Annotated in this window: 13 protein-coding genes; 9 read left to right on the plus strand and 4 right to left on the minus strand. The window is 49.3% G+C overall.

Features of this window, described 5'->3' with window-relative positions:
- Positions 1–56 precede the first annotated feature (56 nt).
- The 8 genes from phnC to JWG88_RS04720 all read left to right on the plus strand — a co-directional run bounded on the left by phnC (position 57) and on the right by JWG88_RS04720 (position 10,675).
- Entirely contained in the window at positions 57–848 is a 792-nt protein-coding gene (phnC, locus tag JWG88_RS04685) for a phosphonate ABC transporter ATP-binding protein (RefSeq protein ID WP_353740659.1), read from the plus strand.
- Positions 845–1,639, plus strand: a complete 795-nt coding sequence (gene phnE / locus JWG88_RS04690) for a phosphonate ABC transporter, permease protein PhnE (protein ID WP_205232554.1) — start codon at positions 845–847, stop codon at positions 1,637–1,639. Before phnC ends, phnE (JWG88_RS04690) begins: the two co-directional genes overlap by 4 nt.
- Entirely contained in the window at positions 1,636–2,436 is an 801-nt protein-coding gene (gene phnE, locus JWG88_RS04695; protein ID WP_205232555.1) for a phosphonate ABC transporter, permease protein PhnE, read from the plus strand. The genes phnE (JWG88_RS04690) and phnE (JWG88_RS04695) overlap by 4 nt, the downstream gene beginning before the upstream one ends.
- Before the next feature lie 542 nt (positions 2,437–2,978).
- Entirely contained in the window at positions 2,979–4,346 is a 1,368-nt protein-coding gene (holA, locus tag JWG88_RS04700; protein ID WP_205232556.1) for a DNA polymerase III subunit delta, read from the plus strand.
- Between the two features lie 211 nt (positions 4,347–4,557).
- Entirely contained in the window at positions 4,558–4,866 is a 309-nt protein-coding gene (clpS, locus tag JWG88_RS04705) for an ATP-dependent Clp protease adapter ClpS (protein WP_205232557.1), read from the plus strand.
- A 27-nt stretch (positions 4,867–4,893) separates the two neighbouring features.
- Positions 4,894–7,158, plus strand: a complete 2,265-nt coding sequence (clpA, locus tag JWG88_RS04710) for an ATP-dependent Clp protease ATP-binding subunit ClpA (RefSeq protein ID WP_205232558.1) — start codon at positions 4,894–4,896, stop codon at positions 7,156–7,158.
- A gap of 330 nt (positions 7,159–7,488) precedes the next feature.
- A complete protein-coding gene (locus tag JWG88_RS04715) occupies positions 7,489–9,087 on the plus strand; it encodes a ubiquitin-conjugating enzyme E2 (RefSeq protein WP_205232559.1) in 1,599 nt (532 codons plus the stop codon).
- A 73-nt stretch (positions 9,088–9,160) separates the two neighbouring features.
- Positions 9,161–10,675 (plus strand): multiheme c-type cytochrome, encoded by a 1,515-nt coding sequence (locus JWG88_RS04720; protein WP_205232560.1) that lies wholly within the window; start codon positions 9,161–9,163, stop codon positions 10,673–10,675.
- Between the two features lie 139 nt (positions 10,676–10,814).
- Here JWG88_RS04720 and JWG88_RS04725 read toward each other — a convergent pair whose 3' ends face one another.
- The 3 genes from JWG88_RS04725 to JWG88_RS04735 are packed head-to-tail and all read right to left on the minus strand — an operon-like array spanning position 10,815 to position 13,130.
- A complete protein-coding gene (locus JWG88_RS04725) occupies positions 10,815–11,477 on the minus strand; it encodes an ATP-binding cassette domain-containing protein (protein ID WP_205232561.1) in 663 nt (220 codons plus the stop codon).
- Positions 11,478–11,487: 10 nt separating this feature from the next.
- Positions 11,488–12,651, minus strand: a complete 1,164-nt coding sequence (locus JWG88_RS04730; RefSeq protein ID WP_205232562.1) for an ABC transporter permease — start codon at positions 12,649–12,651, stop codon at positions 11,488–11,490.
- A gap of 23 nt (positions 12,652–12,674) precedes the next feature.
- On the minus strand, positions 12,675–13,130 hold the full coding sequence (locus tag JWG88_RS04735; RefSeq protein ID WP_205232563.1) for a DUF2318 domain-containing protein: 456 nt from the start codon (positions 13,128–13,130) through the stop codon (positions 12,675–12,677).
- 213 nt (positions 13,131–13,343) lie between these two features.
- On the opposite strand from JWG88_RS04735, the gene JWG88_RS04740 reads away from it, so the two are divergent.
- Positions 13,344–13,817, plus strand: coding sequence for a hypothetical protein (locus JWG88_RS04740; RefSeq protein ID WP_205232564.1), 474 nt, complete (start codon positions 13,344–13,346; stop codon positions 13,815–13,817).
- A gap of 83 nt (positions 13,818–13,900) precedes the next feature.
- Here the strand turns inward: JWG88_RS04740 and JWG88_RS04745 are convergent, their stop codons facing one another.
- Entirely contained in the window at positions 13,901–14,356 is a 456-nt protein-coding gene (locus JWG88_RS04745; RefSeq protein ID WP_306793071.1) for a peroxiredoxin-like family protein, read from the minus strand.
- Between the last annotated feature and the right edge of the window lie 91 nt (positions 14,357–14,447).

A 14,447-nucleotide genomic window follows, 5' to 3' on the forward strand; every position in this document is an offset into this window, starting at 1 on the left:
AGGTAGGTATGGCGCCTGTATCATTTCTCAACACATTCCACAAGCAGCGCGGCAATATGACAACAGACGTAAACAGTACCGCCTCCTATCCTCCTCGATCACTGCGTATTGAAAATCTCAGAAAGGAATATACCAAAGGTAAGCCTGTATTAAATGATATAAGTTTTGAGGTTCATGGCGAGAGCAGTGTCGCCATCATAGGACCTTCCGGCACCGGTAAAAGCACCCTTATTCGTTGCGTCAACAAACTTATTCCACCGACTGCCGGCAATGTCTATGTCAGCGGGGAAAACATCACGCGGTTAAGCGGAGGTGACCTGCGCCGGGCTCGAAGAAAGATCGGTATGGTCTTTCAGGAATTCAACCTGGTTGAAAGATTGTCGGTGATGGAGAATGTCCTTTGCGGACGTCTTGGCTATGTCCCCCCCTGGCGGGCCTGGCTGCGAAAATACCCCGAACAGGATATTGATAATGCCTTTAAGCTGCTCGAGTCCATTGGCCTGCTTGAATTTGCCCAGCAACGGGCGGACAGCCTCTCCGGAGGACAGCGGCAGCGTGTCGGCATTGCCCGGGCAATCATGCAGGAGCCCCATGTTCTGCTGGCGGATGAACCTACTTCATCGCTTGATCCGAAGACCAGCGTCGAAATCATGGAACTTCTGGTTACCCTCTCGGAGGTCCACTCCATACCGCTGCTGATCAATATCCATGATGTTGAACTGGCCAAGCGCTATACCGAGAGAGTCATCGGCCTGTCTGGCGGAGGAATTATCTTTGATGGACCACCTGCCGAGTTAAGCAACAGTCACCTCAAAGAAATATATGGCGGAGAGGACTGGCTGCAATGACGGAAAGGACGATAAGCGCGAATTACGGCGCGCCATTCAAAACTAACTGGTGGAGCAGGGCCGGATGGCTGATTGCTCTGCTCTATTCCATTTATGCCGCCAATTATCTTGATGTTTCCTGGACCCGCTTTGTTGAGGGAATCGGCAACGGCGCAGTTTTCCTCTCAGAAATGATCCCGGTGGATTTTTCCCGCTGGAAACTCCTGATTGACAGGCTTATGGAAACCATCCAGATTGCCATCATTGCCTCGGCATTCGGCGTTCTGCTTTCACTTCCTGTGGGACTTCTTGCCGCCAGAAATCTCATGCCTACCTGGATCACCTGGCCTTTCCGGATCTTCATTGCCCTGTGCAGATCCTTTCATCCGGTTATCTTTGCCATACTTTTTGTCAAGGCCGTGGGTTTCGGGCCACTTGCAGGTATCCTTACTCTGATTTTCGCTTCAATCGGCTTTATCGGCAAACTCTTCACCGAAGCTATTGAAGAAATATCCCTGAAGCCCCTTGAAGCCTTGCGGGCAGCCGGTGCTCCCTTTATCAGCGTTATCATCTATGCGGTACTGCCACAGGTGCTCAACCGCTTCATTGGTTTTTCCTCCTACCAACTCGATGCCAATCTGCGCAATTCAACCATGGTGGGAATAGTCGGGGCCGGAGGAATCGGCGGCACTCTTTTCGCGGCCTTCCAGCGCTTCGATTACGGTTTTCTTGCCGCCATACTCATATCCATTATCGCCCTGGTCATGATAAGTGAGTTTATTTCAACCCAGATAAAAAAGGTTTTTCAATGAGCGTTGTGCAGCACCAGAAATGGGAGAGATTCACCTTTGCCGAGCGCCTGGCCCGATTTGCTGTTTTTCTTGGATTTGCCATTGCCCTGTCGGCCTCTCTGCGAACCGTTGAGGTCATCCCCGAGTTTCTCTACGATGCTCCCACACAGGTGGCGGACCTTCTTTCCCGTATGTGGCCCCTGGATCTGGGCTATTACCCGCAGGGGATTCATCAGGCAATGATGGAAACCCTGCATATCGCTACTCTGGGAACGCTGCTTTCTATAGTTCTGGCCATTCCGGTCGGTATTATGGGAGCAAATAATATCGTTCACTTCCCTCTGCTGAACTGGCTCTCCAAACTGATACTGGTTTCCTCACGATCCGTCAATTCGCTGGTCTGGGCATTGCTTTTCGTGGCCATTTTCGGCCCCGGCCCACTGGCTGGAACCATCTGTATCGGCTTCAGATCCGTTGGTTTTGTCGGCAAACTTTTTGCTGAAGCTCTTGAAGAGGCTGATCCCGGCCCAGTCGAGGCCTTGACTGCCGCCGGAGCTCCGTGGGCCAGCGTGTTCATGAAAGGATACTGGCCCCAGGTTGCTCCGGCCTTCTGGGGGATATTCCTGTTCCGCTGGGATATCAACGTGCGCGAGTCGGCCGTCATCGGCCTGGTCGGCGCCGGCGGTATCGGCATGGTGCTGGATACCGCGCTCAACCTGTTTTTCTGGGACCGTGTTTCCGTGATCCTTCTCAGTATTTTTGTGGTTGTCATTCTGGCTGAATTTCTGGTTACAGCCATTCGTAAGCGCATTATCTGAGGCATTTCATATTCTAAGATTCCGGCGGTATAGGTTATCCGGAACCCTCCTGCCTTCCATAAAAATACGGGTCAGCCGCAGCGACGCCGGCCCGTTTTAATTTGTACAGTGCTTTACTGCCAATCTATGCTATACTGCCACCACACTATTACCCTGCTGAGCTGGGTATGAACCTTTAGACAGATGCAAAAGAACACCTGATTACCCCTAATCCTCAGCTCAAGGTCGGGACTACTCTTTTCATGGGTCTCTGCAGTCCGCACGGCTGCAGCGAAGCCCCTATGGATGGGTTTACGGCGTCCCGATGAAATGAGCAGTCCTGGCCTGGGCCAGAAAATGCTGAGTTTCAGGGTAATCAGCAAAGAACAATAAAAGAATCTGTAAGGTACTCATGATTTAAACAGGCCCCCGCAGATTTCGACATGCCCCAGAAAGTGGTAAATGCAAACTCCGGATAAGTACAAATTCCGGGTGCCCTTGGGGTACAAACGAGAGATCAGCCTCTTACGTCATCGTCAGTATATGATTTTTCAAAGACCGGAATGCCACTCATAAAAAGATCAGAACTCGACAACGCACTGCCCTCTATTTTGGTCCGGGAAGGACCGCGGATATTTCTTTTTTTCGGTGAGCGTTTTCTCTGCCGTAAGGCCGTGGATGAACTGCAACACGCCCTTCTCAACTGGAAAAATGGCATAGTATGCTCAATTGACGGAGACCGGGAGGATATTGCCCAGACTCTCTCAAAACTGATGAGTTTCAGCCTCCTTCCCGGACTACAGCTATATCGGGTTAACGATACCCGGCTCTTTCATTCCAAAAACATCAGTGAAACAGTGTGGCGCCAAACCCAGGATGCTTATCAGGCCAATCGCCTCCAGCAGGCCGCCAAATATATGGGGGACATGTACCACCTCGCCTCTCTTGCCCCCGAGCAGCGTCAACCCCTCTCTGAAATGAGCGATGGCCAGTGGCAGGACCTCTTTGGTCTGGCGAAGCCGGCTGATCTCGGCTGGACAGATGCACTTTTTGAGATCATCCGGGAAAAGGATATGGCTGGTCCGACGGCCACGGATCTTCCCGAAAAATTCATACAGAGTTTTCAAAAAGGACTTCCACCCGACAATATACTTATCCTGACCGCGGAAAATGTCGACAAACGCAAAAGGCTTTTTACGTATATCAAGGAACACGGCGTCATAGTCGATTGTTCCGTCGCCGAAGGTGGCGCCGCCGCCCAGAGAGCTCAGAAGTTCATCCTGCAGGAGATGATGGAAAAGACACTGGCCCGGTTCAACAAAACCATCGAACCCGGCGCCCTGGAAATCTTCTTTGAACGCATAGGTTTTCATCCTGTGGCCGTGGTCACCGAAACCGAAAAGCTGGCACTTTACTGTGGTGACAGACCTAAAATAACCCTTCAGGATATTAAGCAGATGGTGGGCAGAAGCAGGGAAGATGCCCTTTTCGAACTGACCGATCATTTCGGTAAACGACAGCTCGGCAAGACGCTGATCACTCTCGCTCACCTGTTGGAAAACGGCGTCCATGGCCTGGCTATCCTGGCTACAATGCGCAATTACGTGCGCAAGCTGCTCATTTTCAGAATCATGCAGCTGCAGCCTGAACCGCCCTTCAGGAGAGGGATGAACGTCAAATATTTCCAGGAAAACTATCTTCCTCAGCTGAAAGAGACGGGGCAGTGGCCGGATCTGCTCAAGGGACATCCCTATGCATTGTTCATGAGTTTCAGTAAGGCCCAGGAATTCCATTGCTCCACCTTGAAGTCATGGCTCGAACAGATCCTCCTTGCTGAATTTCGTCTCAAGGGGTCGGGGCTTCCCGAGCGGCTGGTACTGGAACAGCTCATGGTGGCTCTCGTAAAAAAAACGGGCGTTGCCCAGAATTGACAGTAAGGTTGTTTTAAGGCTGTATTCCAAAATTAAATCTGGTTTCTTCTTTGCAGGTCATGATAAAATAGAGCAAACAAATTAATTTTATTCTTTTCTTAAAAACTGTGAGTATCCTGCAGGGATTCGATATTGAAAAACTCCAGTTCGTAACTACTTTACCACTAAAGGAAGCAGAATTGAGGCTATTCACATCACGTAAATATGGACTATGAGCAACACCAAAAAGGAAGAATCAGTTTCAACAAAAGAGAAAATCGAGACCCGGGAACCACCGCTGTACAAAGTGCTCCTTCACAATGATGACTACACAACAATGGAATTTGTTATAGCGATACTGGAAAATGTTTTTCATAAATCGAATGCGGACGCCACGCGAATTATGCTGAACGTACACCACGAAGGAGTGGGAGTAGCCGGGATTTTCACCAAGGAAATCAGTGAAACAAAAATATCAATAGTCCATGAATTAGCCCAGAAGAATAATTTTCCGCTCAGATGTTCCATGGAGATCATCTGAGTAAAAACATTGCCAATAGATATACACATGCTCAGTAAAACATTAGAAATGGCCCTGATCAGGGCGATACGGGAAGCCAAAAGCCACAATCATGAATATGTGACCGTCGAGCATATGCTCTATGGACTGCTTCATGACGATCTGACAAACTACATTATCTCAGAATGTGGCGGTTCAATCGATAATCTTAAAATGAAACTCGAAGAGTTTTTCCTCGGCGGGATTCCGCAGCTCTCTCCCCAGGCTGAAAACGAGCCTGCACAGACTTTGGCATTCAACCGCGTCTTGCAAAGGGCCGTGGCACATGTCCAAAGCTGCGGGAAAATGGAGGTCGACAGCGGCGATGTACTGGTTTCGATATTTTCGGAGTCGGAATCCCATGCCGTTCATTTTCTCGGCAGCGAAGGGGTTGGAAGAATGGCCGTGGTCAATTTCGTCTCCCATGAGATGCCTGAGAATCTGCAGAAGGAACCTATGCCCAAGCCTCCGGAAAGTCCGAAGAAGAAGGAAGGAAGCGTGGAGGATAAAGCCCTTGAAGAGTTTACCATTAATCTGACCCAGCAGGCTGCTGAAGGTAAGCTTGATCCACTGATCGGGCGTGAAATTGAAATAACCAGGATCATGCAGGTGTTGTGCCGCAGGAAGAAGAACAATCCATTGCTGGTGGGCGAACCGGGCGTCGGTAAAACCGCGATGGCGGAAGGATTGGCCATCTCCATACATAAAGACACTGTAGACCGTTTAAACGATAAAGAATCTGCCGTACCGGACCTCCTGCGCGACGTTGACATACATCTGCTTGACATGGGTGCGCTGGTTGCCGGAACGAAATACAGAGGGGATTTTGAGAAGCGGCTCAAAAACGTTGTATCGGCTATCGAAAAGAAGGATAATGCCATTCTTTTTATCGATGAAATGCATACCGTGGTCGGTGCAGGTGCCACCAGCGGCGGCTCCATGGATGCCTCCAATCTTCTTAAACCTGCACTGCAGGCGGGAATATTGCGCTGCATTGGTTCCACCACGTATGAAGAGTATAAAAACCATATTGAAAAGGATCGCGCGCTCTCACGCAGGTTCCAGAAGATTGATATAGAGGAGCCGAGTCTCGATGACACCAAACTTATTCTCGAAGGCCTGAAGAAACGGTATGAAAATCATCACCGCGTCCGTTATTCCAAGAACGCCATTGCTTCCATTGCTGAACTTGCAGACCGCTATATCACCGAACGGTTTCTGCCGGATAAAGCAATTGATGTAATGGATGAAGTCGGCTCGCTTTTCAGAATGAACGGAAAACTCGACAAGACCGTGAAGGTTGGGGATGTCGAGCAGGTTGTTTCGCGCATGGCCAGGGTACCGGCGAAAAGCAGCTCCCGCAGCGAAACTCTTTCGCTCAAGGAGCTCGATGGCCGGCTCAAGTCCGTTATTTTCGGTCAGGATAAGGCCATTGACGCCGTGGTTCAGGCGGTTAAGCGCTCCCGGGCCGGTCTGGGAAATCCTGAATCTCCGACGGGCAGTTTTCTCTTTGCCGGTCCGACAGGTGTAGGAAAAACCGAAGTGGCGCGGCAGCTTGCCGATAAACTCTCTGTTCACTTTGAGCGTTTTGATATGAGTGAATACATGGAGAAGCATGCTGTAGCACGGCTGATTGGGGCGCCTCCAGGATATGTCGGATTTGATCAGGGTGGATTACTGACCGAGGCCATCCGGAAACATCCCTATTCCGTCCTTCTCCTCGACGAGATAGAAAAGGCCCACAGCGATATCTTTTCGATTCTCCTCCAGGTCATGGATCATTCGACCCTTACGGATAATACCGGCAGAAAAGCTGATTTCAGAAATGTTATCATTATCATGACCACCAATGCCGGGGCCCGGGAGATGAGCAATAGCGCCATAGGGTTTGTTACCACCCATAAGAAGAGTGAAGACAAGGCTGCTGTGAATAAATTGTTTTCACCGGAATTCAGGAATCGTCTCGACGGCATCATCTCCTTTGATTCTCTTGATACCGATACCATGGAGAAGGTGGTCGATAAACTGATGCTCGAACTTAAGAGTCAGTTGGCCGAAAGGAAGGTCAGCATCGTCCTCAGCGACAGTGCCAGAACCTGGCTGGCCACAAAAGGATATGACCCCTCTTATGGTGCCCGTCCTTTAAGAAGATTGATTATGAAGGAAATCGGAGATGTATTGACCGAAGAAATTCTGTTTGGAGAGCTCAACCGGGGAGGAGCAGCTACCGTCGACCTACAGGACGACAAGCTCACTTTCACCTATGAGAAATAAATCGCCGGGGGTCCTGCCTGTTCTCAGCAGGACCCTTTGATAACATTCCGGCAGGCCTTGAAATTGACCTTCCCGGATTGATCATCACGTATTCCTCTTGTTCACTGCTCCCGCGCACCCCTCTAATTGAACCATTTTCCTTATCGTCGATTAACCACAGGGTTTTCAGCCTTGTTTCATTTCCCTGAATACGCTACTATATTTCGGCGTAGGTGTCTTTCTCCGTATAGGTGGTGACCCAAGGGCGGCCAATACCTCAGGGTTTAAAGGGACCTGAAAAGATCCGCTTATCGGAAGAGCTGGATATATTTTGGGTTTTCAGAGGATCGCATGTCAACCAACGATCACAGACTTATAGCAGATCATAAAGAAGTCGTCAAAACCTTACGGCTCTATAAAAATATCACCCTCATCGACACCTCCGGGGAACCGGTTGATGAGTATGATATTGAATATAAAGTAAAAGGGTTTATCATCGACCCTGATGGAAAAATCACGACCAGCAAGCGTCACCGCATAAAGATCAGAATCCCCTTTGGTTATCCTCACTTTCCTCCTACAATTAATCCCTTAAGCCCGATTTTCCACCCGGAAATCGACGATCATGTCGTTCCTATCGCCAACTACTGGGAAGGAAATAATTCATTGCCCGACCTTATACTTCATATCGGCAATATGATCTGTGGCAGGTTTCACAGCAGCGAAAAACCAATTAACAAAGAAGCTGCCGATTTTTATGAGAAAAACAAAAGCAGCCTGCCCCTGGATTCACTCAAACTTGTTGAGGAAAATAAATCTCCTATACAAAAGGAGCCCAGGCAGTTCAGGATCCCGGCTTCCCTGTTCTACATAACTTCGGTGTTCATTGTACTCATACTTATTGGTGGCGGCGGTCTTTTTCTTTACGAAAAATGGCGTCTCAATCAATCTGCCGAGGTATTCAAAAATGCTGTGGTCTATCATGGGGAAAGAGAGTTTATAAAGGCACGGGAAACTGCGGAAGTGGCCCAGGGAAAGCTCACCGATTTTTATTTGTTGAACGGTTCCGGAAAATTACTACAAGAGAAAATCAGTTTGTTCCTGCAATCGAAATCGTTGCTGGAAGGACTCAAAGGCAACATTAAATATCGCGACGAATATATCAGCATGGAAAAGGCTCAGCAACTCGAGTTTCTCACGGAACTTCTTGCCGAGGCAGAAAGATACACCGAAAAGCGGGAATTACAGGCAGCCGTGGATACCTACAACTCGGCTATTGAGTATGCCGACAAGCACGGTTTCCAATCCGAAAAAGAAAATTTTCTGCCGGATCATGTCAAATTACAATTAGAACTGCTTGTTGCCGAATCAGAGAAGGCCCATCTCAGTAAAAACCGGGAATGGGCAATAGAAAAGCATATCAATGTGCTGAATTTCATAGAAAAATACAGGAAATACCTTAAAGGCGCGGATAAACAGTCTGTACAAACAGGATATATGCTCCTTATCGACCAGATAGCCTTGTATAGCAGAGAAGCACTTGAGGCGGAAAATAATAATGAATTTGTGTCGTCGTTGAAGTACCACAAAATGCTCATAGATCTTATAAGAAAAGCGGATGCTACCGACAACATCACCCTGAAAAACACACTGTCCGATTCAATACAGAAGGTCACCTATCTCACCGAGAAAATCAATATCGAGCAAAGAAGGGAATGGCTGCTCAAGAATTACAGGGAAATTTTCCAGATACACTATCCGACGATAGCGGTGTCCGCATTGCGTACACCCCAGGCGGTTTTCATAAAATATGATGCTGATAACCTGGTCTTCGATCTCAGCTGCCTGGAAAAAGGATTGGGAAGTGTGGTCCGGCTGAGAATATTCTACCAGTACAATCCAGCCACTCAGGGTTGGAGCGTCTATCGCGGAGATATAGAAACTAACTGAAATTCTTAATGAAGAAACATTGCAGTACAGAGTTTTTATGAGCACCATTCTCTCCCACGGTTTGGAGGATACGATGAAACTTTTGGCATTTATATCGGCACTTATGGCAGGCCTTTTGACAAGCACGACTTCCTCTGCAGAGTCGAATCTCAGTGCTGAAACAGAGGATTGTCTGATGTGCCATACCGAGCTGCATCCCGGGCTGGTCGCTTCCTGGCAAAACAGCCGCCATAGCCGAAGCGCTCCGGAGCAGGCCATGGAAAAACCCGAACTGCAACGACGCATATCGTCGGAAACGATTGCTGAAAGCCTCCTCAATGTAGCCGTGGGTTGTTATGAATGCCATTCCCTCCGTCCCGACGAGCATAAGGATTCCTTCGAACATAACGGCTATAGGATTAACGTTGTCGTCAGCCCCGCTGACTGCGCCACCTGCCATGCGGTTGAGGCCGACCAATATTCCCGTAACCTTATGTCTCACGCCCATGGCAATCTGGTAGACAATCCGCTCTATCGCGACCTCATCTCAGTCGTCAATAATCACTATACCTACGCGGATAATCAGCTCACAATCGGAGAGGGCAACCGCCTCACCGACTATGAATCATGTCTTTATTGTCATGGAACAAGGGTAGAGATGAAGGGGCTGGTATCCAGGGATACCGATTTTGGCGAGATGAAATTCCCGGATCTTGAAGGCTGGCCCAACCAGGGTGTAGGCCGGATCAATCCCGACGGCAGCAAGGGTGCCTGCACCTCCTGTCATCCGCGTCATGATTTTGCAATTGAAACAGCACGCCAGCCCTACACCTGCTCTGAATGCCACAAGGGACCGGACGTTCCGGCCTACAAGGTGTATCAGGTCAGTAAACATGGAAATGTTTTCAATTCCACCGGGTCTGCATTCGATTTCAGCACTGTACCCTGGACTATCGGCCGTGACTTTTCTGCTCCCACCTGCGCGACATGCCATACCAGCCTGATTGTCAGCGAGGATGAGTCGGTTATTGCCGAACGAACTCATCAGTTTAACGACAGGCTTTCCTGGCGGCTGTTCGGTGTGCCTTATGCTCATCCGCATCCACGCAAGGCCGATCTCAGTGATATCGTCAACACTAAAGGGTTGCCGCTGGCGGTTGAGCTCAATGGCGAGCCGGTGGCTGATTATGTTCTCACCAAAGAACAGATGCAGGAAAATAATGACCGCATGAAATCCATCTGCCGTTCATGCCACAGTACGCCATGGGTCGACAACCACTTCGAGCGCCTGGATAATACTATCAAAACGACCAATAACAACACCTACGAAGCAACTAAAATTCTTCTTGATATATGGGCCGGCGATTTTGAACACGGCTTACCCCAGGGCGGCAATATTTTTGACGAGGAAGCCGAGCGGTTGTGGACCTCGATATGGCTTTTTTATGCAAACTCGACACGATTCGCCTCTGCCATGGCCGGAGGCGGCGATTACGGTGTTTTCGCAAAGGGCAGGTTCCAGACTGCCGAGCAGATCAACAGGTTGCTGGAGCGCTTGAAACTGTACCATGCCCTGCAGAATAAAAATACCGACTCAGGCAAGGATTAAACCGGCCTTCTCACCGCATCCGTCATATTGCTGTGCGGATTCTGCAAAAATCGATAACCTGCAGAGGCATAGATTACTATGCCTCTGCAGGTTTGAAAAGGCCGCGGTCTTCTGTGAAAAAATATCTTCAGAACTTTTTTCACACCACCCTGCCGTCGGATAACTCCACCAGCCTGTTGGCCCGTCCGGCATAAAGCGGCTCATGGGTCACCATGATCACGGTCATGCCGTCTCCGTGAAGCTCCTCAAGCAGGTCCATAATCTCCTCGCCTGTGTTTTTATCAAGGCTGCCGGTGGGTTCATCGGCAAAAAGCACCCTGGCGGATTTCACCATCGCCCGGGCAATTGCCACCCGCTGCTGTTCTCCTCCGGAGAGGCTGCCCGGCAGCCTGTTCTTTTTTCCTGCCAGACCAATACGCTCAAGACATTTTTCCGCCTTTTTTACGATCTCCCGGGGAACGGGTTTGATCGAACGCATGAAAGGAAGCAGGGTATTCTGCAATACCGAGAGGTAAGGCAGCAGGTGGTGAAACTGAAAAATTACGGCGAAATCGGTTCTTCTCAGATCATTGAGTTGAACAGCCCCCGATGTTGTGAGGTTGCTCTGCCGGTAAATTAGCTCGCCTTCATCCGGTCTCACCAATGTCGAGAGAACATTGAGCAAGGTCGTCTTTCCTGAACCGGACCTGCCGACAATAGAGATGAATTCGCCCTCCTCGATATTGAGACTGACATTGCGCAATACCTGGATATTCTCACCGTTGAGTGAAAAATATTTATTAATATTTCGTGCTGATATCACGGATAACCTCCTATAGGGAAACCAGAGCCTCGGAGGGCTCTATGACAGCTCCCTTCCAGGCGGGATAGAGTGCAGCCGCAACCGCAACGCCTCCAAAAACAGCTGAAGTCAGGATCATCTGCCCGACACTGAACACCGGCCGAAAGCCTTCTGTCAGGGCCAGCAGCTCAAGCGCCTTGAAACTTGCGCCATAGCCTGCCAGATATCCCGCCCCTCCTGATAACAATCCGATCAATCCCGCCTCGACACAGAAAATCAGGAACACCTGGAGCTTGGCATAGCCAAGGGATCGAAGGATACCGATGTCCTTTTTTCTCTCATTCACCGCTGAAAGCATGGAAAGTGCGACCATGGCTGCTGCGGTAACAAGAATGACAATGCTGACGAACAAAGCCAGATTCTGCACGAAATGAACCGACTCCATGCGCTGATCGACGATATTCTGCAGCGCCTTTATATCTGCCCCGGGAAGATTCGCCCGGATCTGGCCGACGATATCTTCAATGGGGCAGCCGGCACAGAGAGCCGCAACCTCAACAAAACTCACCTCATCCGGCTTTCCCAGAAGGTGCTGCAGTGCTGTCAGATCCATGAAAATAACTCGATCGTCATCTCCGCCGGTTTGTTCGAGCACCCCGGATATTTCATACTGCATGTCCGCGATGGCTATTCTTTCTCCCGGTTCCAGCCCCTGATGTGCCGCGGCTTCGGCTCCCAATAGAAGCTGGTTGCCATTCTCGGGGATCTTGCCGTCTATCGCCCAGTAGCTTTTTATGCCTAATTCCTCAGGCCAGCGAACACCCACCACGACAAGCTGCATTTCACCCAGGCTGACAGTACCGACGAGCTTGGGAGCAACCACGCTGATCCTGTCTCCCAATGCTATTTCCCTTATCGAACTGACAGTGTCCCCCTCCATCAACTTATCGACATCATAGAGCATATCTCCCATCTGAAACCCGCCATAGCTTACGCTGAGTGATTCGGTACGAGGGGAAACAATGATATTGGCTCCATATGAGCTCAATTTTTTTTCAAGGCTTTCTCCCACCACCAGTGAGACCTGATGCAGCGCGACAATGGACATTACTCCAAGGCAAAAGACAAGCACCAGCAGAATGGTCTTGGTCGGCTTTCTTTTGATATTACTCAAAGAAATAGTAAAGATATTCATATAGTTCACACTTATACAGAGTATTAAAAATATTTTGCACCCTTGAGGATATCTTCTGCCCTTATCACCAGCTCTTTACCACGCTCGGTCCGGTCGAGCGGAGCAGGATTGCAGCCGCCTTTAATGACATTGATCCGGCTGGAATGGAACTTTTGGCCGCAGTTGTTGCAGATCATGTAGTCTCCTTCCTGAGTGTATCCCTTTTTCGAATGAAAACAGACATCACAGGCATCAAAGGCAGCCCGGATTACGCCATCATCACTTTGGACGATAAAAAACTTTACCGTCTGTCCTCCATTTTTATATTGATAATGATGAGCTGAACCATCGTTGATGTCCTCCAAAGGAATGAGGATCTCGCCATTGGCATCCCTTACCGTTTTGTGTTTACTAAAAAAACCGGTGAAGGAATGACTTACCGCCACCACCAGGAACAAAAATACAACAGTTGTACACAGTAAAAATATTCTTTTTGTCATAATACACCTCGAACAGTAGAAGCTGATGTCTCATTATGGGCCAGAACAGTCTGCTGAGACAGTTTTTTTTAACATCTACAGGGCATTTCCGGAGCAAATGATTTCCCGGAGTTCCCTGCTTGACCGCGCACGGCTTGGTTGCAAGGTTCTTATCCAACTCTGCTGGATAAGAAAAAGATTTGTGAAATTGAAAATTGACCAGGAATAATCGCGGTGGAATCAAATAAGGAAGGAACAGTTGAGGAGGAACAGCGGGGGCAACAGGTCCGGAAGCGGAGCACCCCCGGCAAAAGAGATCTGCCTCGGTTTGCAGATGTCACTCCTGAAAAAAGACTGTTGTCTAACGACCACACCCGCTTCCATGAAAACGGCAGCTGCCGCCACAACCGGCTGAGAATCGTCACCGCTGCAGAGGCCGGCATGTTGGCAGGAGTCGTCGGGTTCTTCGCTTTCAGACTCTGGGTTGCCTGCAGTACAGCATTCAGGAAGAACAGAATACTCATGAGTGCAGTGACGGCAATCCGCCTTGGCAACGGAACCAGCCTGAGAGAAGGCGGTCAGCAGCGTCAGCAGCAGGATAATGAAGAGGTATACAGGTATTCGTTTCATGGCCTCAGGTTTTCCTTGGTTTTTCTCCATGTACCACGATGTGGTACATGGAGTCAAGAAAAAATACTACCTGCCTGAGGATGTTGGGGGGTAGGTGGGACCTTAGATAATAAAAACGGCAGGGTCTGATAAATCGAGATAATCTCAATTTAAATGATCGCTTAATTCCGGAGCTTCCGCAATTCCTCCGGGGACATTTCCGTTATCTTTTCCTTTTCCACTATCTCCAGTATTGCATTGACATCGGGCCGGTCGGCAGGTCCTTTGCTGATATGGTGAAGCCTCACCATGCCCTGCGGATCTATCAAAACATCACCACCGCGCTGATGAACGTCGCCCTTGGTCATCTTGGGCATATTTCCCTTCAACATCTCCCTGAGGTAGGCTCTCCAGGTGGCAAAACCCCAGATATCCCAGAAGCCCGCCCTGGTCAACCCAAAATAGTTATAGAACTCCCGCGACTTGTCGATAATCACCGGCCACTCCAGATTCTCTTCCCTCTGATAATTGAGGGCATGCTCTTCATCTTCAAAGCTGACCACAACAACTTCTATACCCAGACGTGAAACTTTTTCCTTCTGCTGCCGCAACTGCGACAGATGGGCCCGACAGGGCAGTCAGGATAAATGGCGATGAAAAACAAGATACAGCCATTTGCCCTGATAATCAGCAATGGTGACGGATTTACCATCCGTTGAAGTAAAGGAG

Source organism: Desulfopila inferna (genome assembly GCF_016919005.1).
Lineage (GTDB): Bacteria > Desulfobacterota > Desulfobulbia > Desulfobulbales > Desulfocapsaceae > Desulfopila_A > Desulfopila_A inferna.